14 protein-coding genes and 1 pseudogene are annotated in these 22266 nt (G+C 62.3%); 6 read left to right on the plus strand and 9 right to left on the minus strand.

Translation table 11 applies throughout. From position 1 onward, the window contains the following. Positions 1-152 precede the first annotated feature (152 nt). Positions 153-1007 carry an undecaprenyl-diphosphate phosphatase gene (locus ACPWR9_RS04585; protein ID WP_426296278.1) on the plus strand — a complete coding sequence of 285 codons (855 nt, stop codon included), beginning with the start codon at positions 153-155 and terminating at the stop codon, positions 1005-1007. A 59-nt stretch (positions 1008-1066) separates the two neighbouring features. Here the strand turns inward: ACPWR9_RS04585 and ACPWR9_RS04590 are convergent, their stop codons facing one another. Together ACPWR9_RS04590 and ACPWR9_RS04595 are read right to left on the minus strand one after the other, a co-directional pair. Next, a complete protein-coding gene (locus tag ACPWR9_RS04590; protein WP_426296277.1) occupies positions 1067-4615 on the minus strand; it encodes a hypothetical protein in 3549 nt (1182 codons plus the stop codon). 260 nt (positions 4616-4875) lie between these two features. Further along, complete coding sequence (locus ACPWR9_RS04595; protein ID WP_426296647.1) at positions 4876-5073, minus strand: hypothetical protein; 198 nt, start codon at positions 5071-5073, stop codon at positions 4876-4878. Between the two features lie 282 nt (positions 5074-5355). Here ACPWR9_RS04595 and psrA point away from each other — a divergent pair, with 282 nt between their 5' ends. Both psrA and ACPWR9_RS04605 read left to right on the plus strand, forming a co-directional pair. Beyond that, entirely contained in the window at positions 5356-6453 is a 1098-nt protein-coding gene (gene psrA, locus ACPWR9_RS04600) for an iron-containing alcohol dehydrogenase PsrA (RefSeq protein WP_426296276.1), read from the plus strand. 160 nt (positions 6454-6613) lie between these two features. Beyond that, positions 6614-7921 carry an MFS transporter gene (locus tag ACPWR9_RS04605; protein WP_426296275.1) on the plus strand — a complete coding sequence of 436 codons (1308 nt, stop codon included), beginning with the start codon at positions 6614-6616 and terminating at the stop codon, positions 7919-7921. Positions 7922-7974: 53 nt separating this feature from the next. On the opposite strand, the gene ACPWR9_RS04610 is transcribed toward ACPWR9_RS04605, so the two are convergent. Further along, the gene (locus ACPWR9_RS04610) at positions 7975-8223 is read right to left on the minus strand and encodes a hypothetical protein (RefSeq protein WP_426296274.1); all 249 of its coding nucleotides are present in this window, start codon (positions 8221-8223) and stop codon (positions 7975-7977) included. Between the two features lie 866 nt (positions 8224-9089). Here ACPWR9_RS04610 and ACPWR9_RS04615 point away from each other — a divergent pair. Further along, complete coding sequence (locus tag ACPWR9_RS04615; protein ID WP_174987930.1) at positions 9090-9407, plus strand: DUF4148 domain-containing protein; 318 nt, start codon at positions 9090-9092, stop codon at positions 9405-9407. 173 nt (positions 9408-9580) lie between these two features. Here the strand turns inward: ACPWR9_RS04615 and ACPWR9_RS04620 are convergent, their stop codons facing one another. Then, positions 9581-10699 carry an adenosine deaminase family protein gene (locus ACPWR9_RS04620; protein WP_426296273.1) on the minus strand — a complete coding sequence of 373 codons (1119 nt, stop codon included), beginning with the start codon at positions 10697-10699 and terminating at the stop codon, positions 9581-9583. A 302-nt stretch (positions 10700-11001) separates the two neighbouring features. After that, a pseudogene (locus tag ACPWR9_RS04625) lies at positions 11002-12147 on the minus strand (NCS2 family permease); the annotation flags it as partial. Positions 12148-12266: 119 nt separating this feature from the next. Between ACPWR9_RS04625 and ACPWR9_RS04630 the strand changes: the two are divergent. Next, positions 12267-13283, plus strand: a complete 1017-nt coding sequence (locus tag ACPWR9_RS04630) for a LysR family transcriptional regulator (protein WP_426296272.1) — start codon at positions 12267-12269, stop codon at positions 13281-13283. 71 nt (positions 13284-13354) lie between these two features. Here ACPWR9_RS04630 and ACPWR9_RS04635 read toward each other — a convergent pair whose 3' ends face one another. The 4 genes from ACPWR9_RS04635 to ACPWR9_RS04650 form a co-directional block, all read right to left on the minus strand. Continuing rightward, positions 13355-14449, minus strand: a complete 1095-nt coding sequence (locus ACPWR9_RS04635) for a nucleoside hydrolase (RefSeq protein ID WP_426296622.1) — start codon at positions 14447-14449, stop codon at positions 13355-13357. An 87-nt stretch (positions 14450-14536) separates the two neighbouring features. Next, a complete protein-coding gene (locus ACPWR9_RS04640) occupies positions 14537-15613 on the minus strand; it encodes a porin (RefSeq protein WP_426296621.1) in 1077 nt (358 codons plus the stop codon). Between the two features lie 284 nt (positions 15614-15897). Next, a complete protein-coding gene (locus ACPWR9_RS04645; RefSeq protein WP_426296271.1) occupies positions 15898-17169 on the minus strand; it encodes a DUF445 domain-containing protein in 1272 nt (423 codons plus the stop codon). A gap of 105 nt (positions 17170-17274) precedes the next feature. Beyond that, entirely contained in the window at positions 17275-19455 is a 2181-nt protein-coding gene (locus tag ACPWR9_RS04650; RefSeq protein ID WP_426296270.1) for a malate synthase G, read from the minus strand. A 449-nt stretch (positions 19456-19904) separates the two neighbouring features. On the opposite strand from ACPWR9_RS04650, the gene ACPWR9_RS04655 reads away from it, so the two are divergent. After that, positions 19905-21968 carry an ATP-binding protein gene (locus ACPWR9_RS04655; protein ID WP_426296269.1) on the plus strand — a complete coding sequence of 688 codons (2064 nt, stop codon included), beginning with the start codon at positions 19905-19907 and terminating at the stop codon, positions 21966-21968. The last annotated feature ends 298 nt before the right edge of the window (positions 21969-22266 follow it).

Below are 22266 nucleotides of genomic sequence, written 5' to 3' on the forward strand. Positions count from 1 at the left end.
CGTCGCGCAAAACCCTCATTCAAAGCCAATTCTGCCGGGTTATCATGCGCGGCAGCCGGTCGGGGGCAGGGATCGGCGACGCCGTCATATGACTGTCACAAAAACGACATGATGGCAGCGTAGTGTGCTTGCCCATTTCCCAAGGATTGCGCATGGACTATTTGCAAGTGCTGGTGCTCGCGATTGTGCAGGGCGTGGCAGAACTGTTGCCCGTTTCCAGCTCCGCACACGTCATCATGGCCGAGAAGCTGATGGGTCTCGACCCGACCGCCCCTGAAATGACGCTGTTGCTGGTGATGTTGCACACCGGCACGATGCTGGCAGTGATCGTGTATTTCTGGAAGTCGTGGCGCGAGCGTTATTTCTCGTCGCGCCGCGACTTCATCCACAACGCCAAGCAGGTGATCGTCGCTACGGCATTCACCGGTGTGATCGGTATCGCGTTGATGTTGTTCATCGAGAAGGTGCTCATGCGCGGCACGCAGCACTCCGAGATCGAGCATCTGTTCGGCAACTTGTACATCATCTCGGCGGGCCTCGCGATGGCGGGCATCCTGATCCTGATTGCGGGCCGCAAGCGTCCGCCGATGGGCGACCGTCCGATGCGTGCGGCCGACTCGGCATGGATCGGCGCAGTGCAGGGCATTTGCCTGCCGTTCCGTGGCTTCTCGCGCTCGGGCTCGACCATTTCGACCGGCATGTTGCGCGGCCTCGACAAGATTCGCGTCGAAGAATTCAGCTTCGCGCTGGCCGTGGTGCTCACCCCGCCGGTCATCGTGAAAGAAGCGTATCGCCTGTACAAGTCGGGCGCCGCGCAGGCCCTCTCGGGTCACTTCATGGCGGTGCTTACGCCGTGTCTCGTCGGTATGGTGTTCAGCTTCTTCGCCGGTCTGATCGCACTGCGCTGGCTCTCGCGCTGGCTCGAACACGGCCGCTGGTATCTGTTCGGCATTTACTGCCTTGTGGCGTCGGCCGTGGTGTTGTTCTCGAGCCAGTATTTGAGCTGACGAATCAGTACTAACAGCGTCGTGCATCGCGAAGGCCGGCACCCCGGCCTTCGCCCGACTCAACTGAGCCCGCCGCCGTCTGGCAGTGTCATCCGCCAGTACGAATCGGTCGATGCCCAAGAGAAACTTCTGACCCCGTCTGCCCGCATCGGGTTGTGCAAATAGGCGCTCAGAAAGATCAACTGTTCTAGCGTCGGCGCATGCCTCACCAGCACGTCGGGCGGCACCGAATGGGCGACGGCGAGCAATGGGCTCAAGTCCGCCAATCCGCCAAACTCGGCGAGCGTCGCAGGTAATTCCGGCGCCTGCGCCAACTGATTTAACGCGCCAAGCGACGCCCGCGTCATCTGCTGAAGCAGTACACCCGCAAGGCTCTCCGTCGTGCGCGAATCCAGTCCCAGTTCGTTCAGATAAATCACCGGCACGTTGGCACGCTTGTAGGAAAGCGGCAGGCTGAGTCCGTTGACGGTGGCCGTCGCGGGCAATGCGGGGTCCACCATCAAGGCGACGGCAATACGCGTCCGGTAGTGCTGAATCAATCTCGGCGTGACGTTCGTCATCGCTTCGATCGCCTCGATTAACGCACGGTGCAGCGTCGCCACCTGCGCGAGAGGCGTAAAGCGCTGCAACAGCAGCTCCACTTCAGGCAGGCGCATCGGATCCCTCAGCACGATCAGGGCGTCGTGCTGCACCCTTTGCATGCGTAAGGTCATTCGCTTGATTCGCGCTTGCACGAGCCGCGGCATCGATGCCACGAGTTGGTACTGCGGCACGCCCTCGTGCAAGACGATTTCGCCTTCATACGGAGTGCGCAACAGCGCCATGAACTGCTTGTAAGCGTTGACGTCCGCCTCCGTGGCCTTATACACCGTGATCGGAGATTCAGCGACCGGCGATCCTTCCCATCCTCGGTCGATTTTGAACACGTAGTCCGCGCCCTGCACCTGCACGAGGCTAGAACGGCATCCGCGTTGATCCGCAAAAGTGGCGTAGCGCGCGGCGATTTGTAGTGTGCGCTCGTGCCCGCCCGTCGTGACGACGGGCACGTCGACGACGACATAACGGGGGTCCTTACCGAACGCTGCGCTCAGCGACATGAGGAAGTCATAAGCGCCCGGCCGTGCGCGCTTACCCGACGTGGCCGGTCCGCGCTGCGCATCGATGTGACGCCAGACCACGTGGTCGCCGATAAGCAGATATTCACGCTCCGCCAGTTCGCCGCCGTCGGTCATGTCGTCCACCACGACGGTTCGCATGGCCGCGTCGTGGCTGTTGAACCTCTCGAATGTCTGCGAGCCCGCATCGAATTGGAAGCGCGTCTCTCCTCCGCTGTGGGGATACGGCCGGACATAACCGCCAAAGCCGCTCAGTTGCGAGCAGGCCCCACCGACACTTGTCGGACTGCGCCGCGATCGACATAGCTGGTTCAACAAGCGCGATTCCGAAGCTACGGGTAGCGCGTCCAGTCGCGCGCGCAGTGCCGGCAGGTGGCGACGCAACAGGGGCATTCGCGCGAGCCGTTCGAACAATGCCTCTGCACTGCCCGCCACACCGGTGCTCAGATGCCACATCGCGGCGAAACCGGGATCGAACAAGCGGGCAGACTCGCCGGCGAGCCGCATCCCATCACGAGCCGCCACATCGAGCCAATGCGCCAGTTGCGCGGGCGTGTTCTCGCGCAACGCTGGCAGGCCGCGCACCATCAATTGTTCCGACCACGCGAGCCACTCGTCTGGGCCGAGCGCCGTGAGCAGGTGCATCGCCGAGAGTGACGCATCGAGTCCGGCATCTGCCAACGGGAGGAGCCCCAGCAGATCCGTCGCGCAATCGAACACGGTGGCCTGTCTTGCCGCGCGCACGTCCTGCACGCAGCGATAGAACGGCAGCAGACCGAGCAACGCTTCACGACGCGCGGCATGTTCAGCCTCCGTCGCCGTCATCGCGAATGCAGCATCGTGCAACGCATGAAATGGCGCTGCCAGAATCTCAGCGGCGCCCTGCGTGGCCGGCACTGTCGCGCCGCACGCCGCGCGCGTGACCGTGTCGACGCACATCGCCCGGCCGCTGCGATCACGGGGGCCGCCAGCTTCGCGAGGTACGGCGACAAACGGTGCTTCGCCACTATTGAGTCGCGCAGCCAGATCGCCGTTAAGCCGAACCACTTGCAGTGTCGACGGCGTAATCAAGTAGTGTCGTGTCTGCCCTGCCCCCGCTCCCGAAGGATGTTGAATCGACATCAGCAAGGTGAAGTGCTGGATCTCGTCGGCTTTGCTCGCCGCTTCATCGGGCAGCACAACACCCAGCACGCCGCCCGCATCGTCCGGCACGGGTTGCATCGCAGGCGTTCCCATGGCGCGATGGAGTGTCCAGTCGCCGCATCGCCAGATGGCGCGGTCGGTGTCGTTCAAGGTGTCGATGCGCGCTTGCAGCATGGGCATCAGAAACGTGTGCGCGAGTGTAGGAATTGCCGTGGCATAGCGTGCCTCGAACAACTCGGTAATGCGGTTGTGTGTCACGTCGGCATCGGACAGCCGGGCGTAGTACTGCGGCGCGTCGCGCTTGAGGTCGCTCAGGCAGTCGTGCATCAGCAATTCGACGGGTGTGTAGGTTCCCGGTGCGCCCATACACGGGCGGAAAACGATCGGGTAGACAGCGCCGTTCCAGAGTGCGACGAAGACTTTATGCGACTTGACGTGTACTGCGACGTCGGGTGGCACACCGGCGGACGCCACCTGTTCGCGAGCGACGTCACGGCGGGTCGGCAGCAAGTTGGCGGCAGCCGCGAGGCGCTCTCCTTGTCCAAGCGCGTCTTGCATGCGCCATCGGAAGTAAGCGATGACGCGCGCGCGGGTCCGAGTATCGAGGCGTTCTGCCTCATGCGGCTCGATGACATCGTTCGCAAGCGCCATGCGCGTGACGATAGGCATGAAGCGCGAAAAGAACGTCGCGCTAGCACGGGTATCGTGACGCTCGGGAAGCATCGCGAGTGCGACGGCAACCAACTCGCTCGTGGCCCAGTTGCTCGACTCGTCACCGGTCAGCGCGTCGCCGATGCGCGCCAGCGCCCAGTCAAGGCTGCCAAAGCGCACCGCGCGCGCGTCGGACCGTGCCATCACCGGGTCGACACGCGATACGAGCCGCCGAGCCGTGGCGTCTCGCTGCGAGGGCGACGCGCGGTCGGTTTCCGCTGACGGCGCGGCGCGCAACGCGGCGTGAAGCACATCGTCCTGTGTGGGCAACGCGTCGGTCACGCAGGGCGCGGGAGGCTCGCCGGCGCATTGCAGCGGCGCACGCGGACATCCATACGAGATCCGATCGCTCACCCACTCGGTGAACGTCGCCACGTTGACGAGGTGGCTGCCCGACGATGCGGACACGGATGATGCCGGGCATTGCTGCGCGGCGGGCGATGGCGGCAGCAGCGACGCGAGCGCACGATCGATGTCGGCGGTGCGCACGTGGGTATCGCGAGGGGCCGTCTCCGGCAGCTGCGCCCGACAAACTTGTGCGCCGAGAAAGCACATGCCGAACAGGAGCGCCTTGGCGGCCGCGCTGGCGCTGGCGCCTTGTGCCGTCGGTGTTGCGCCTATCCGAGGCGCGTCGCGCATAGCACTACGCCGCGGAACGCGCACATGCTGCCGCACGTGTTTGAGCATGAACCGCGCATGCGTACGGTTGTTTCGTGATGAATCGACAGGCGAGCGCCCGGCGGAATGAGCAAGACTTGCGCGATGCGGCGCGATGCGTGCGGAGGGCATTACCGACTCCCAAGGGAAACGAGAGAGGGTGATGCCTGCCGAAAGACGGTGCTGTCGTTAGCGGTGCGCCGACTTTTTACCGTCGACGCGCGTGTCGATCACGAGGACGACTATTCGTCCGCCAACTCGTAAGACGTATTGCGCCCGGCCCCACTGCCTTTGCGCAGCACACCGCGATCGAGCAGTTCCCTGATATCGCGTAACGCCGTGTCCGAAGAACATTTCGCCAGCGCCGCGAGACTCGCCTCGTAGCGCATTGCGGGCCATTCGGGGGCCTGCCAGAGATAGAGCCAATCACCGCGTTCCATGCGGCGATGATGGCGAAGAATTGCCGCAGCGGCAAATTAATCACCGCAAATTCTGCGGTGATTAACCCCAACATTCGCCGCAACTACCTTAAGCCGCCTTGTTTTTATTCGTAAAACCACGGGATATCGCGGCCACATACATAGCTTTTATCAATAGACGAGCAGAAAAATGTGAATTTGAAGTATGGGACGGCGCTCACCATACTCCAGCACAACCTCTCGCCAACCGATGGCTTCGCAGGGTGCGAAGCGATACGTGCGGCATCGTCCCCGACACTTGCCATGACCGAACGCTCGCGCTTTCACAACCCTGTCGATGTCCATTTCGGCGACGGCGCCCTTGCGCATCTGCCCGCCCTCGTCGGCCAGCGCCGCGCCGTGCTGGTGACCATGCCCGAAGCCCGCGGCCTGGGAATGACGGGACAGATCGAGGCCCTGCTCGGCAGCCGTCTCGCCGGCGTGATCGATCAGGTCAGCCCGAACCCCGACGTGCGCGAACTGGCCCCCATGTACGGCGACTTCTGGCGCCGCTACGGTCAATGCGAGGTCATCGTGGCACTTGGCGGCGGCAGCGCGCTCGACACGGCCAAGCTGCTGATGGTGGCAGGCGACGACGATCGCTTCAGTACGTTAGTGGATGCGCTCGATGCCGACGGCACGTTCCAACCGACACGCACCAAACGTCTCATCACGATACCGACGACCGCAGGCACCGGCAGTGAAGTCACCCCGTGGGCGACGCTTTGGGATCGTCACGTGAAGCGCAAGAAATACTCGCTGCATTTGCCCGAAACATGGCCCGAAGCCGCCATCGTCGACCCGCTCCTCACGCGCTCGCTGCCCCGTTCCGTCACGTTACAAAGCGGGCTCGATGCGCTCTCTCACGCGCTAGAAGCCATCTGGAACGTCAACGCGAATCCAATTTCCGACACCTTCGCCGTGACAGCCGCGCGCGACATGATGCGCGTGTTGCCGCCACTCATGGCCGCACTCGACGATGCCGGGCTGCGTCGCGCGGCGGCGTTGGCCGCGTTGCGTGCCGGCATGGCGTTCTCGAATACGAAGACCGCCCTCGCCCATTCGATTTCGTACGACATGACGATCCGTCACGGGCTGCCGCACGGCATCGCTTGCTCGTTCACGCTACCGGCCGTCATGCGGCTCGCTGTCGGCCGGCGCGCCGATCGCGACGCCGTACTCGCGCAAGTGTTCGACGGCGATGTCGCCGGTGCGCCCGAAAAGCTCACCGCGTTTCTGAATGGACTGGGCGTCGCCACGGAGTTTTCGGCCTATGGCGTCACCGAGCCAGAGTCAACGGCCATGATTGCCGCCGCACTCGACGGACCCCGTGGCCGTAACTTTATCGGCGCGACGGTCTGAGCATTACCCGATTTACCCGCAGTCCCCGCAACATCCATTATCGAAAAAACAGCCGCCGGTCCAACGCGCGGTCACGAGACAACCATGGAGACAGACGCCCCGGCGCAGACCGGAGCGTCGCAGCGCGCCGCCACGGCGCGGCGCATCAACAGGAGGCGCAATGGAACAGGTTCTCAACGGGATCGGCAGCACCGATACCGTGTCTGCCGAAAAAGCGGTGCGTACGGTCGCACTTGCCAGCCTGATCGGCACGACCGTCGAATGGTATGACTTCTTCCTGTACGGCACCGTCACAGGACTCGTCTTCAACAAGCTCTTCTTCCCCAGCGGCGACGCCTTCGTTGCCACCGCACTCGCTTACACCGTCTACGCCGTCGGCTTTGCCACACGCCCGCTCGGCGGCATTTTGTTCGGGCACTTCGGCGACAAACTCGGGCGCAAACCGTTGCTCATCGTCACACTCACGATCATGGGGGTGTCGACTTTCCTCGTTGGGCTAGTGCCGAGCTACGACAGCATCGGCATCGCCGCGCCACTCATCTTGCTCTTTCTGCGCTTGTTGCAAGGCATCGGGCTTGGCGGGGAATGGGGTGGTGCCGTGCTGATGGCGTTTGAATACGCGCCACGCGATAAGCGCGGGCAGTTCGCCGCGTATCCGCAAATCGGGCTAGCGGTCGGGCTATGCCTGTCCACAGGCGTGGTCGCCCTGCTCTCGTCGACACTCACCGACGCACAGTTCATGTCGTGGGGCTGGCGGCTCGCGTTCATGCTGAGCCTCGTGCTGGTGGCGGTGGGCATGTTCATCCGCTTAAAGGTGCTCGAGACGCCCGAATTCGCCCGCATCAAAGACAGCCAGCACGTCGCACATGTCCCGCTCACGGAGATCGTGCGCGACTATCGCCGCAACGTGCTGCTCGGCTGGGGCGCGCGCTACATCGACGGTGTCGTGTTCAACGTCTACGCCGTGTTTGCGATTTCATATCTGGTGGGGACGCTGCACTTCCCGAAGACACCGGTGCTGGTCGCCGTCACCCTCGCAGCGCTGGTGCTCGTCGTGACCATTCCCTATGCATCGAAACTCTCCGACCGGGTGGGTCGTCGTCGTGTGTTCGGTTGGGGCGCGCTGGCGTGTGGGGTGTCGTCGATTCCGGCATTGGCCGTCATGCATTACTCGACGAACATCTGGTGGGTATCGCTCGCGGTGATCTTGCCGCTGGGCGTGGTGTACGCCTTCGTCTACGGGCCGGAAGCCTCGATGTTCTGCGAGCTGTTCGATACGCGTGTGCGTTACACGGGCATCTCGGTGGTGTATCAGGTATCGGGGATTGTTTCGAGCTCGATCACGCCGCTTATTGCAGCAACGTTGCTCGAATACGGCGGTCACAAACCGTGGTGGATCGCGGTGTATGTGCTCGTCGTCGGCTGTTTGTCGGCCACCTGTGCAGCGGCGATGAAGAAGACTTACTAAGTCGGCACGGCAAGTCGGAGGATGGCTCCCCGGCTTGCCGCTTTTTTGCCTGCTTACTGGCCGAAGTAGATCGAACCGGCGCGGTTCACGCGGCCCGGCACTTCATACGCCGGTGCCAAGGTCGTGGTTTGTTGCGCGGCGACGGGACCCGGCTGGGCTTGTTGCTGCACCTGCACTTGCGCTTCTTGTTGCGTTTGCTGCGGCTGGGCGGCTTGTGCCGGCTGGGTGTTCTCGGCAGCTTGCGCAGCGCCAACGGTCAACAGAGCGGCAGCAAAGGCCGAAGCGATCAGAGCGTGTTTCATTTTCATTTCTCCTGTCGGAAGCGACGTCCACGACGGGCGCCACCATTGCCGCCAATCTACGCTTGCGCACGCGTGGGAAAAACGCGATCCCGGAGAAGGACGCATTGCTGAAAACGAAATAATCGGGGAATTGGGGAAGCGATTGATTGCGTATATCGAATCATCGCGCGCCATCGGCAATCAATGGCAAGAGGTTCACGTTGCATGAACCCCGCACGAGCTACGGCTCGCGCCAGTCACTTCAGTCGGATCGACCGGTTACACCTATCTACGCTCGCGCAGTTTCACAACTGTGCGGCGTTCGGCATCACTTCAACGTCTCGGCAATCAACGGCGCGTAATGCGCACTTCTTGACGACGCGAGCGGTTGGCACGTTCCTGACGGCTGCGCAAATACGCGGCGGTGAGCAATGAAACACTCGCCAAGAAAAGGAAAGAACCGAGGGCAGCCATTTTTATGCTCCTGTACGGGCCGATATCGTCCGCGGTGCGGCGCACCTTGCGAGCCACGACGTCGACCTGACTTCATGAGTGTCACTTTACTGCCGACGCACTTTGCAATAAACCCCATCGCATCAAAGAGGCTATTGCGCGCAGCGGCATTTCCCGCCAAATCGCCGCCCAAACCCGGTCAGTGCACGGCCATATATCTGGTTTAACGACGCCAAATCATTGATTTTCAATAGATTTTTCAAATCAGACGAATGGTTGCGTTTTGTAGACGCTCAGTTGCGAAAAAACCACGGGTTTTCCCTAAGATTCATTCCATGCCAACGCGACGGACACCGCAACGCAGCAAAACCGCGGAAATGCCCCGAACGCTAGCTGAACACGAAACACCACAATCAATTGACAGGAGTATCACCATGAACACCCGTATCCTTGCTGCTGTTGTTGCTGCTACCGCATTCGTGTCGGCCTCTGCTTTCGCCGACGCTCGTTATGACAACCAAATCGGCGACACGCAACAACTCGCCGGCCAAAGCCAAGTTTCGCGCGCTGAAGTGCGCAGCGAAATCGCCCAAGCCCGCGCCGACGGCCAACTGAATCAAGTGGAAACCGGCACGCCGCTGACCGCGCAAACGCAAGTGGACAAGGCCGCCCCGGCCAGCGGCATCACCCGTGCCGACGTGCGCGCACAGTTGAACGACCGCAACCTGGTCGACCCGGATAACCACTCGTAATCCTCAGCTTGAAGTTGCTCACGCATCGACCCCAAGCGATGCGAAGCCACCGGTGTGCCCACGCCGGTGGCTTTTTTATTGGCCGCAGCGCTCGCATGCCAGGCAAAAGCCGGGCAAAAAAAAGCCGCCCGAAGGCGGCATAAGGTCGGGTGAGACCAAGGAAAAACGGTAACTCAGGCTTTGGACGCGCCGAGTGAGGTTTCCAACGCACGTCGCGCCGTATCGAAATCCACGGCAAACGTGCGGCGCCATGCGCGGCGCGTGCTGTCGTCGATCCATGCACCGTCCAGCCCGTTATGCATGAACGTCTGCAAGTCATCGAGCGAAAAGCCCAGATGGCTGAACATCAGCTCCCACGCCTGCGCCGGATTGACTTTATGCAGCGTCGGATCGTCGGTGTTCGGATGAATCTTCAAACCCAGCCCCGGCATACGGCGAATCGGATGATCTTCCGCCCAACGCTCGGGCGTCAGTGTGCGCAGGTAATACGAGTTGGTCGGCACCACGGTAAAGACGATGCCGCGCTCGGCGCACTCACGCGCGAAGTCCGGCGCATCGACGATGGTGTAGCCATGATCGATGCGATCGCACTTGAGCAGCTCCACAGCCGTCTCGACGTTCGTCCACGGCGTACCGAACTCGCCCGCATGCGCCGTCGTCTTGAAACCCGCCAGACGCGCATTGCGATACGCCTTCCAGAAGAACTCTGGCGGACGGTCGTTCTCGCGATAGTCGATACCGATGCCGATCACTTCGTCGGCACGATGCGCACGCATCCACTCGACCATCTCGACGGCTTCGCGCGGATCGGCTTCACGGTCGATGCTCGGCACCAACCGACCAGCGATGCCGTGATCGCGCTCGGCGTCACGAATGGCCGCAACGATCGCGTCTTGCGCATCGACATACGGAATGCCCGAAGTCCGCACCGTGCCCGTCGGGTTCCAGAAGAACTCGCTGTAGCGCACGTTGTGTGCGGCGGCATCGGCCAGATACTCATAGGCGATGCGATGCAAATCGTCCGGCGTCGTCAGCAAATACTCATCGAGTGCGCGCAACACACGCAGCACGCCCACAGGCTTTTCGCCACGCGTGTAGAACCCGTCGATTTCCTCGCGGGAAAGCGGCGCGTTCGACTTCTCGGCCAGCGTCACGAACGTGTCGTGACGCACCGCGCCCAGCAAGTGGCAGTGCAATTCGACCTTCGGCATCGCGTGGAAAAACGTGCGATGCGCCTCCTGAATCTGCACGCCGGTGCGTGCGGCGGGCACGTGGCCCGGTGTCTCTGTCATAACGCTCAGTCTTATTGAATTCGTGAAACCCGCCCGTGGCGGTCAGTTCGAGGTTGCCGCGTGGCTTAGTGGCGGCCCACGACCGTCCAGAAGTAATACGCGAGCGGCAGCGTCAGCACGTACAGCCCCCACGGCAGATCCTTGAAGCGGCCCATCAGCACCTTCACCAGCACGTAGCAGAGCAAGCCACCCGCGATACCGGTGCCGAAGCTGTTCGAGAGCAGCGTGAGCAGCACCATGGCGAGGACCGGGAATGCATCGCTGAAGTCGTCGAACGGCACATGACGGATCGTGCTGAACATCGACAACCCGATCAGGATCAGCGCAGGCGCCGTCGCTTCCTTCGGAATGGCCAGCGCCACCGGCACGAAGAAGCACACCAGCGCAAACATGAAGGCCGCCGCAATCGACGTCAGCCCGGTACGCCCGCCCGCCTCGACGCCAGCTGCCGACTCCACCAACGCGGTCAACGCCGGAATACCCAGCAACGCACCGCCCGTGGCCGCAATCGAGTCCACGAGGAACGGACGATTGATGTTGGCCATGTTGCCGTGCTCGTCGAGTAACCCCGCCTTACCGCCCACGGCGAGCGTCGTGCCCAACGTCGAGAAAAACTCCGCTGCGAAGAACGCGAACAAGTACGGCAGCGCCGCCACCGTCAGCGCACTTTGCAGATCCAGTTGAAACGCAACCGGCGCGATGCTGTGCGGCAGCGAAATGAACGACTCGGGGACTTTCGTCACACCCAGCGGCACACCGGCAATCGCCGCGAGCAAAATCGACCAGAGGATGGCCCCCGGCACCTTGCGGCCTTGCAGCAGAATTGCGGCGCCCAGCCCCACCAGCGCGACGATCGTGCCCGGCTTGCTGAAGTCGCCCAGCGCAAAGGCGTTGGTCTTGGCATTGGCCACGACCATGCCCGCGTTACGCACCCCCAGCACCGCGATGAACAGCCCGATGGAGGCGCCGAGTCCGAGCTTGATCGCCGTCGGAATCAATCGCGCAACGACGCTGCGAGCCCCCAACACCGTCAGCAGCAGGAACAACACGCCCGACAGAAACGCGATGGCAATGCCCGTCTGCCAGGCGACGTGTTCGGTAGCGGCGAGCGTGACGCCCACAATGACCGAACCGCCAATCCCCGGGCCAACGACGAACGGCAGGTTCGCGTAGAACCCCATGAGCACCGAGAACAGCACAAACACCAGCATGACCGCCGTGGTCGCTGCGCCCCGATCCATCCCGCCCGTAGCAAGCAGCGACGGGATCACCACCATCAGGTAGGCCGCAGCAAGGAACGTCGTGATGCCTGCCAGCACTTCGGTGCGCACGGAGGAGCCGCGCTCGGCAATGGCGAAACGTCGCTCGAGCCAGCCGCGCGGTGCGGCGGCGGGGCTGCTGTGCGGTGCGCTGCCGGTCACGTCGCGCTCAGTGGGAGAGGTATGCATATGCCAAGAATAGTTGGGTCTTTGCGTGGCACTTTACGTGCACGCGACTATAAATAAAAAATCAAATTACTTATGATTCGATAATTCGAATCTATTCTTTGCGGACTCAGGAGCGCACCATGGCGACTTCCCCGACTTCATCGCGTCGTACTGCGCCACCCGGCGCCGCCAAGGCATCGTCCGCCGAGGCCCCGCCGAGCGCTTTGAAACCCACTGCGGCCACCGTACCGCCCCTTCCCGCGCTGACATTGCGGCAGGTGCAGTACTTCGTGGCGCTCGCGCATTCGCGCAGCTTCACGCAGGCGGCGCAGTCCCTGTCGGTCACGCAACCCGCCCTGACAGCGGCCATCCGCCAAATCGAATTCTTGCTGGGCGGACGCCTGTTCGAGCGATCTGCTCACTGGCTAACACTGACCGAGGCGGGCACGACCATCCTGCCGCTCGCCGAGCGCTTGCTCAACGCAGCGCGCGGCACCTTCGACGACATGACGAGCACCTTCACCCTGCAAGCGCAGACGGTGCGCATCGGCTTCATTCCGTCGGTCGCCGCGCGTTTGCTGCCGGTGCTAGGTAGCCTTCGCGACGCTCATCCTGGCGTTCGCTTTGCGCTGAGCGACTTGCCCAATAGCGAACTCGTCGCGGCCCTCGCGCGGGGCGAAATCGATCTCGGCGTCGGCATCCGCGACGAAGACGACGAAGCGGCCAGCGCCGAAGACTTTCGCTGCGACGACCTGTTCGACGACGAAATCGTGCTCGTCACGCGCCACGACGATCCGTTAGCGAAGGCCGCGTCGGCCACGTGGTCACAGCTCGCCGAGCGCGATCTCGCCGTGTTCGTGCGCGGCAACGTGAGCGATTCGCTACGCCGCACCGGCGGCTCACACAACCTGCGGCTGGAGCCGAAATACCGCATGGAGTACACCGAGCCGCTGTACGCGCTCGTGCGCAGCGGCCTCGCGCTCGCCATCCTGCCCAAGCTCTACACGTTGCACCTGCACGATCCGGAACTCGTCGCGCTCGATGTCACCGCGCCGCGCGTCACACGCACTGTCGCGCTAATGTCGCTCGACGGCAAAGAGCGCGGCCCGCAGGTGAGTGCGTGCCGCGACTGGATCGTGCAACATCTCGCAACGTAATTTCGGCGTCGCTTCATGCGAAAACGCGGTGCCCATATCGGGTCACCGCGTCAGTCCGTCATTTCGATCGATTACGGCAAACGTGCAATGCGCGAGAGCAGCGTCTCGTAAAAACGATCCTCGTCCACATCGGTGATCCACGTGGCGTTCACGGCGCGCTTGGCGCGTCCTGTCCAGTCCACCACGGTCTCGCCCAGCGTCAGTTGACCCGTCGTCTCCACGGCCACATTCACGCGACGCCCGCCGAACATCGTCGGGTCGATCAGGTAGCCGATCGTGCACGGGTCGTACATCGGCGCCGATTCCACACCGCGGCGGCCCTTTTGATAGGCCACTTCGGCCGCGAGAATATCCGCCACGATCGGACCGCAGCGGTTCTTCAACGCGCGGAACGGCGCGACGCGTGCCGGGGTAATCGGTGCCTTCACGCAAACGTCGCGCGGGATCACCGTAATCGGCACGCCGGCGCCCAGTACGATGCTCGCCGCTTCCGGATCGACAAAGATGTTGAATTCAGCCGACGGCGTGATGTTGCCGCGCTCGAACCATGCGCCGCCCATCACCACGATTTCGCGCAGCGCCTTGGCACCTTCCGGTGCGGCCGTGAGGGCCGTTGCCACGTTGGTGAGCGGGCCGATCGCCACGAGCGTCACGCTGCCGGGTTTGGCAGCGCGCAGCGTGTCGATCAGATACGTCACGGCGTGTTGCGGCGCGAGCGGTGCACGCGGCTCGTGCAAGGTCACACCATCGAGTCCCGTGCGACCGTGCACGTTCGCGGCCGTGATCAGATCGCGCATCAGCGGCTTCGGGCACCCGGCATACACGGGCAGCGAGTTCGTCTTGCCAGCCCAGTCGCGCACGATGCGGGCGTTGCGCTCGGTCAGCTCCAGCGGCACGTTGCCACCCACGGTGGTGAGCGCCTTGAGGTCGATCTGGTCGTTAGCGCCAAGTGCAAACAGGATGGCGATGGCGTCGTCCTGCCCCGGGTCGCAGTCGATGATGACCGTGCGACGCGGTGTGCCATCAGCCGCCAATCGCGACGCCCCTTCGGTCGACGTCAGTTCAGCCAATGCGTTCCCAGCCCCCGTTGCACCCAGCGTTGCCAGCGACGCGGCAAGCGACGTGCGCAGGAAGTTGCGGCGATTGTGCTGCGGTGCCGTGTTCATCTCTTGGATATCAGCCATGACGTCGAATCTGAAAATAGCGTAAGGGGCGAAGTCGTTTGCGTGCGTTAGTCGATCTGAGGCGGTCGATCAGAACGTGTGACGCATGCCGAGCGTCACGGCGAGCTGACGCTTCGTGCTCGATGCCGCATAGCCGAACAGTTGCGCGTACTGCGCGTCGCCAGCGGCCTGTTGCGCGTTGAGCGTCAGTGCTACGTCGGTGCGCTTCGAAAGCCAGTAGTCGGCTTGCAAGTTCACTTGATGCCATTGCGGGCGCGTGTTGATCACATCGTACTTACCCGTCGTGAAGCCATACGCCGCGCCCAGCACCAGCGCCGGGGTGAGGTTGTAGTTCAGCGTCAGGTTGTAGTTCTGCAAGTGCAGGTGCGATGCGTCGAGATACGTGTAACGCACGTCGGAGAACATCGCGCCGATGAGTGCCGGGCCCCAGCGGTAGAAACCGCCCGTGGCGAAGATACGCTGCTGGCTCGCGTACACCGTCGGGTGCACGGCGCTCTTCGAGAAGATCAGCAGCGGGCTGGCGTAGTCGTTGGCGATGGCGCCGTCGTTGTTCGTGCCGCTAAACGGGTTGTTGTACTGCGCGTACGCGGCATTCCAGTCGAAGTCGCCGTACTTGTAGCCCAGCCCGAAGCTGTAGGCGTTGTTGTTGCGAAAACCCGTGGCCGAATTCGAGAAGCCGTACTGCGCCGTGCCGTGGAAGCCGCCCACCGTCGGGCTCACCCACTTCACCGAATTCTGCATGCGGATATCGTTGTAGCCGTTATCGTTGTCGCCGATGTTCACGCCGTTGCTCGAAATGATGATCGGGCCAACGTAGTCGTGAATGGTGTCGTACTGGCGGCCGAGCGTGAACGTGCCCCACTTGTTGTCCGACAGGCCGACGAACGACTGGCGGCCGAACGCGCGGCCATTCTGTGCGCCGGTGCCGTTCATGATGTTGAAGCCCGCCTCGAGCGTGAAGATCGCCTTGGTACCGTTACCGAGGTCTTCGCTGCCCTTGAAACCCCAGCGCGGGTTCTGATTCGTGCCCGAGAGTGCCTGCCACGTCTTGCTGCCGCCCTGATTGCTCACATACCCCACGCCGCCCGAAATCAGGCCGTAGATGGTGACGTTTTGCGCGTGTGCGGAGGTCGCGGCAAGGGCCATCGTGGCGCATGCGCAGGCATTGCCCAAACGGGCCAGAATCGTGGTCTTCATGAGGTGTGGCGTTCTCTAAGGTTTTATCTGCGCGCCGGCGAGATAAGTGCATTCGGCGCTACAGGGACCGAACTATAGGGAACGGGTTTGTATAAATATAATTTTGATTTTTTATATATCGATAAATTTTATCGATATTACGGCGCGAGGATGGCGCAGGCCTTGCCGGGCGGCAACCCGCGAATTTTGACGCGGCGATGGCAGGTGCCGCAGAGTGTTGCGCCAGAAAGACATTAGCGTGCGAGCAACGCCGGTGCCTGCGCGATCAGGTACAGCACCGCGCCGATCAGTCCCCCGACGAGCGTGCCGTTGATGCGGATGTATTGCAGGTCTTGCCCGACACTCAGCCGGATTTGCTGCGAGAGATGCTCGGCATTCCAGCCATGTACCGTCGCGCGGATGTGTTCGGTCACGAAGTCGGCAAAACCGGGGGCCATGCGCTCGGCGGCGTCGAGCAACTGGGCATCGAGGGCGCGGCGTAGCGATTCGCTGCGCGCCAGCTCTTGCGCGATCCATGACGCGGCACCGACGATCTTCGCGCCGATCACCGAGTTCTCCTGCGCCAGATCGCGCTTCACCCAACTCCGCCACTCGTTCCACAGGCCACCCACGTAAGCGGTAAGTGCCGTGTCGCCTTTCAGTTGCGTCTTGAACCCGTCGAGCTTCGCCTGAAACTCGGCATCGGTACGCAGTCGCTCGATCAGATTCGCCACCGCGCGGTCGAACGCCCGACGCAATTGGTGAGACTCGTCGGCTTCCATTTGCGCCAGCAGGCGGGTGATGGCGGCCGAGATCATGTCCGAGCCCTTGTTGCCGATCCATTCCGACGGCAGCACTTTTTCTTTCTTCGGATGATCGGCCTTGAGCCATTCCACGATGCGCGCCGAGAGAAATTCTCGCGTCTGTGGCTCATTAAGCAATTCGACGAGATAGTCGAGCGTTTCGTCGAGCAGCGCCTGATGTCGGCCATCGCGCGTGAGCGTATCGAGAATGGCAGCCGCCGATTGCGACAAATCGAGCCGGTCGATCATCGTGTCGAGGGCACGGCGGATAAACGCCTGCACATTGCGCTCGTCCATCACGTCGAGCACGCCACCCGCCACCTTCACCAGTACCGCGCTCAGTTGCTTCGCGTTCTCGTGCGACCCGAGCCAATGCGTGACGGCGTCGGCCGGGTTCTGCTGCGCAATGAGGCGGACCACCGAAGGCGTGTCGAGAAACTTCTCGCGGACGAAGCGCGCCAGACCGTCGCCGAGCGCGTCCTTCTTGCGAATGAGGATGTTGGTGTGAGCGGCCAGCCCGGGAATCGGAATGCGCCGGAATAGCGCCTCCACAGCAAACCAGTCAGCCAGGCCGCCGACCATCGCCGCTTCGGCGGCCGCGCGAAGCCAGCCGGTGAGGAAGTGCGGCGGCATGAAAAGCGTGGCGATGAAAATCGCCAGCGCAACGAGCAGGAAATACAGGGCACGCCGTTCGGCGCGTTGCAGTGCGATGGCGGGGTCCATGCGCAGCAGGCTCCTGAGAAAGCAGAACGCCTGACAGGTTACCCCGTCAGGCGTTCGTTGATAAGCGCAATGCTTATCGGCAGCGCATTGGCGACTTAGCGCCGCTTAGCCGCGTTGTTCCGCCTTGAGCTTCAGACGGTACTTGTGCAGCAGCGGCTCGGTGTAGCCGTTGGGCTGCGTCAGCCCTTCGAACACCAGTGCGCTAGCGGCCTGGAACGCCAGAGAGTCGCTGAAGTTCGGCGCCATCGGACGGTACTGCTTGTCGCCCGCGTTTTGCTTGTCGACCACGGCAGCCATGCGCTTCATCGTCTCTTCGACTTGCTCGCGCGTGATAACGCCGTGACGCAGCCAGTTCGCCAGATGCTGGCTCGAAATACGCAGCGTCGCGCGATCTTCCATCAGGCCGATGTCGTTGATGTCCGGCACCTTCGAACAGCCCACACCCTGATCGATCCAGCGCACCACGTAACCGAGAATGCCTTGCGCGTTGTTCTCGATTTCCTTGCGGATCTCTTCAGCGCTCCATTCGGCCTTCGCCACGACCGGCACCGTCAGCAAACCGGTGAGTAGCGCGTCGCGTTCTTTGGCGTAATCGATCTTCTCGAGTTCTTGTTGCACGGCCTGCACGTCGACGACGTGGTAGTGAAGCGCGTGCAGCGTGGCGGCGGTCGGCGACGGCACCCAAGCGGTGTTGGCGCCAGCCTTCGGATGTGCAATCTTCTGCTCCAGCATGGCGTGCATCAGATCCGGCATGGCCCACATGCCCTTGCCGATCTGTGCGCGGCCACGCAGGCCGGCGGCCAGACCCACGAGCACGTTGCTCTTCTCGTAGGCGGTGATCCACGCCGACGACTTCATATCGCCCTTGCGCATCATCGGACCGGCTTCCATCGCCGTGTGCATTTCGTCGCCAGTGCGATCGAGGAAGCCCGTGTTGATGAACGCCACGCGCGCGGCGGCGGCGGCGATACACGCCGAGAGGTTCACGCTGGTGCGGCGCTCTTCGTCCATGATGCCCATCTTGAGCGTGTTGCGCGGCAGGGCATACAGGTCTTCGATGCGGCCGAACAGTTCGTCGGCGAAGGCCACTTCGGCCGGGCCGTGCATCTTCGGCTTGACGATGTAGATCGAGCCGGTGCGCGAGTTCAGACGATGCTTGCGGTCGTGCAGCGAGGCCAGCACGGTGACCACGCCGTCGAGAATGCCTTCCGGAATTTCGCGGCCGTCGCGGTCGGTGATCGCCGGGTTGGTCATCAGGTGACCCACGTTGCGAATGAACAGCAGCGAGCGGCCATGCAGCTTCACCGGCTTGCCATCGGCGCCCGTGTATTCGCGGTCGGCGTTCAGACGGCGCGTGAACGACTTGCCGCCCTTCGACACTTCCTCCGTGAGCGTGCCTTGCATCAGGCCGAGCCAGTTGCGATAAAGCTCGACCTTGTCGTCGGCGTCGACGGCGGCGACCGAGTCTTCGCAGTCGATGATGGTCGTCACCGCGGCTTCGACGAGCACGTCTTTGATGTGGGCGGCGTCGGTCTTGCCGATGGGGTGATTCGCGTCGAATTGAATTTCGAAATGCAGGCCGTTCTGCTTGAGCAACACGGCCGTCGGCTTCGCGGCATCGCCTTGGAAGCCAATGAAGTGCGAAGGCGTGGCGAGTGCGGTCTTGCCGTTCCTGGTCGTGATAACGAGTTGGCCGTTTTCGACGCTGTAGCCGGTCGCATCTTTGTGCGAGCCTTCTGCGAGCGGGGCCGCCTGATCGAGGAAGCCGCGCGCGAAGGCGATGACCAGTTCACCACGCTTCGGGTTGTAGCCCGAGCCCTTCTCCGCGCCGTTGGCTTCAGGGATGGCGTCGGTACCGTACAGCGCATCGTACAGGCTGCCCCAACGGGCGTTGGCGGCATTCAGTGCGTAACGGGCGTTGGAGAGCGGCACCACGAGTTGCGGGCCAGCTTGTTCGGCGATTTCGTAATCGACTTCGGCGGTGGTGGCCTTGACGTCGGCCGGTGCGGGCAGCAGGTAGCCGATCTTTTCGAGAAAAGCGCGATAAGCAGCGGCGTCGGCGATCGGGCCGGGGTTGGCACGGTGCCAGCCATCCAGTTCACCTTGCAGGCGGTCGCGTTCGGCGAGCAGCGCGCGGTTCTTCGGCGCGAGGTCGTGGACGATGGCGTCGAAGCCTTTCCAGAAAGTTTCGACATCGACACCGGTGCCCGGCAGGGCTTCCTTTTCGATGAACGCGATCAGATTGTCTGCGACCGTCAGGCCGCCACGCTGGGAAGTGGAAGTCATGATGCTGTACTCGAGTTTGAAAACCAGTTTGACGCTGCTTCGTCGGGCCATTCATTCGTCACCGCAAACGCGTTGCACGTCCGGGTGACGCATGATCGCTGACGAAAAGGGGCAGTCTTATATAAGACCCTGAGTGTAATCGTTCTCCCGTCGCTCGGAAACCCGGGATTTCGAGTCGTCACACCACCCCAGCTTATAGGTGGCATAAGGGTTTGCATATGACATCGGCACGACGGGGCTTCGCGGGGCGCCGCCGTTTTTCGGTGTGCAGTTGCAGCATTCGGTATGGCGTTTCACTTCGTGAGAAATGGACGCGCGGTGGTAGGAATCCGAAAAGTCGCTTTGGTACTCATCGAGCGTTGCAGCTCTCGGTCGCGTTATCCACAATCCTGCCCAGTCCCCCCGACACCACCACCCTTGTGCACCTTCGAAGGGGATATCCCGTGAGCATGAACACCAATTTGGCGGGGCGGTTACGTAATACGCCGCTGCCGCAGCACAAAGGACTCCTGCCGCTATTCGAAGCGGTCGTGAATTCCATCCATGCCGTCGGGGAAGGCGCATCGGATGCAGCGCGGGGCGAGATTCACATCGATATCGAACGCCTCACGCAAACCGATCTCGCCCTCGATGAGGCAACGTCGCGACGCGGCGCGCCGCCAACGGCCCCGATCTCCGGCTTTCGTATCGTCGATAACGGCGTGGGTTTCGATGACGCCAACATGACCTCGTTCGAGACGCTCGACAGCGACCACAAGGCAGCACACGGTTGTCGGGGTGTGGGCCGCTTACTCTGGCTCAAGGCATTCGAGTGCGTCACCGTCACGAGCGTCTTCCGGGTCGGGCGTTCGCGCGCGCGACGGCGTCAGTTTCACTTCACGGCCCGGCAGGGTATTCGCAACGTCGAAGTGCGCGAAGCCAAGGCCCGTGACGCACGCCAAACCACGGTGCATCTTCAGGGCTTCTTCCAGAGCTATCGCGAAAAATCGGTCAAAACAGCGCGGGCCGTCGCGAACAGCCTCTTCGAACATTGCCTCTGGTATTTCGTGCGCGATGACGGCGCGCCGCACATCGTGGTGCGCGACGGCAACGAATGCATCGACCTCGCCGATGTCTACGACAACTACCTGTTCGGCGGTGCGCAGCGCCAGGCGCTCGACATCAAAGGTCATCCCTTTGTCATCACCCACGTGAAACTCAAGACGAGTGCTGTCGCACAACCTGCCATCGCTTGGTGCGCGGCAAGCCGTGTCATCGAATACGAATCGCTCGCCAGCGGCAAACTGCCCGGGCTTCACGGCAAATTGCAGGACGAAGAGGGCGACTTCACCTATGCGTGCTACGTCACGTCGCCTTGGCTCGACCAGCATGTTCGCCCCGAACGTATCGGCTTCGATATTCCAGAATCGTCCGACGATCTCTTCGGCGAAGGGTCACCCGGGCGCGGCGAGATTCGAGACGCGCTACTCGCGGCGGCAACCGAGTATCTCGCGCCGTGGCTGGCCCAAACACGGCAGGCGAGCCGCGATCGCGTAGAGCGCTTCGTCGCGCATCGCGCGCCCCGCTACCGCCCAATACTTCCCCATATCGATCAAGACCGGCTGAGCGTGCCGCCCGACATCTCGGATAAGGATCTCGATCTGCTGCTGCATCGGGAACTGGCCAACGTCGAGCACTCACTCGTTGCCGAGGGCCACGACCTCCTGCAATTCGCGTCGAGCGAAACCACCGAAGCCTATCGAAAACGCCTTGCGGGTTACATGGCGAAGGCGGGTGACATCAAGCAGTCCGATCTGGCGAACTATGTATTCCATCGCAAGATCATTCTGGAAATCCTTGAACGCGCGTTACAACGCGGCGACGACGGCCGATTCGTGCGCGAAGAAGTGATTCATGAATTGTTCATGCCGATGGGGAAGACCTCGGACGAAGTGCATCCCGAGCATGGGAATCTGTGGCTGCTCGACGAACGTCTGGCCTTCCACTCGTACTTGGCGAGCGACAAGCCATTGCAGTCGATGCCGATCACCGATTGCGTCTCCGGGCGCAGACCCGATTTGTGCGCCTTGAAGGTGTTCGACCGCCCCATGCTGATGGCGGACGGCGCGCACGGACCACTGGCGTCGCTTGTCGTGGTCGAACTCAAGCGCCCGATGCGCAACGATGCAGCAGCAGGCGTCGACAAGGACCCGATCGAACAAGCCATCGATTATCTGGTGCGCATACGCGCCGGGGCAGTGACGACACCCGGTGGCAGACCCGTGCCGGGCGCGGCGTCCCTGCCGGGCTTCTGCTACATCGTGTGCGACATCACCCGCTCCGTCGTGCAACGCTGCCAGATGCTGCAACTGAGCGAGACCATGGATGGGATGGGGTTCTTTGGCTACAACAGCCACTTCAAGACGTATATCGAAGTGATCTCGTACGACCGATTGTTGCAATCGGCCTATGAGCGCAACCGCGCGTTCTTTGACAGGCTTGGCTTGCCCTGCGGCAGCCGTCCGACGGCTTGACGACCCAACCACCCAGCGGCGGCACCGAGTAGCGCGTTCTCGCCCAATGAAAAACGCCCGGACTTGTCCGGGCGTTTTGTCTCGACGCGTGGGATGCGTCACGCGTTCACCGGGAATGCCCGGCAGATCCAGTATTCATGCGGCTTTCGACGTGATTCTCAGCACACGTCGCACCAAAAAAGGGCGAAAAGCGACACGGGTGTTTACCCTAGATTTGTGAATTTTGCGTTGCCGCCCCATTTTTGCCTTTCTAAAATGTACCACATATAGACACAGTGGTGCTAATAGAGAGACAAAA

Source organism: Pandoraea pneumonica (genome assembly GCF_049918595.1).
In the GTDB taxonomy this organism is placed as follows: Bacteria; Pseudomonadota; Gammaproteobacteria; order Burkholderiales; family Burkholderiaceae; genus Pandoraea; species Pandoraea pneumonica_A.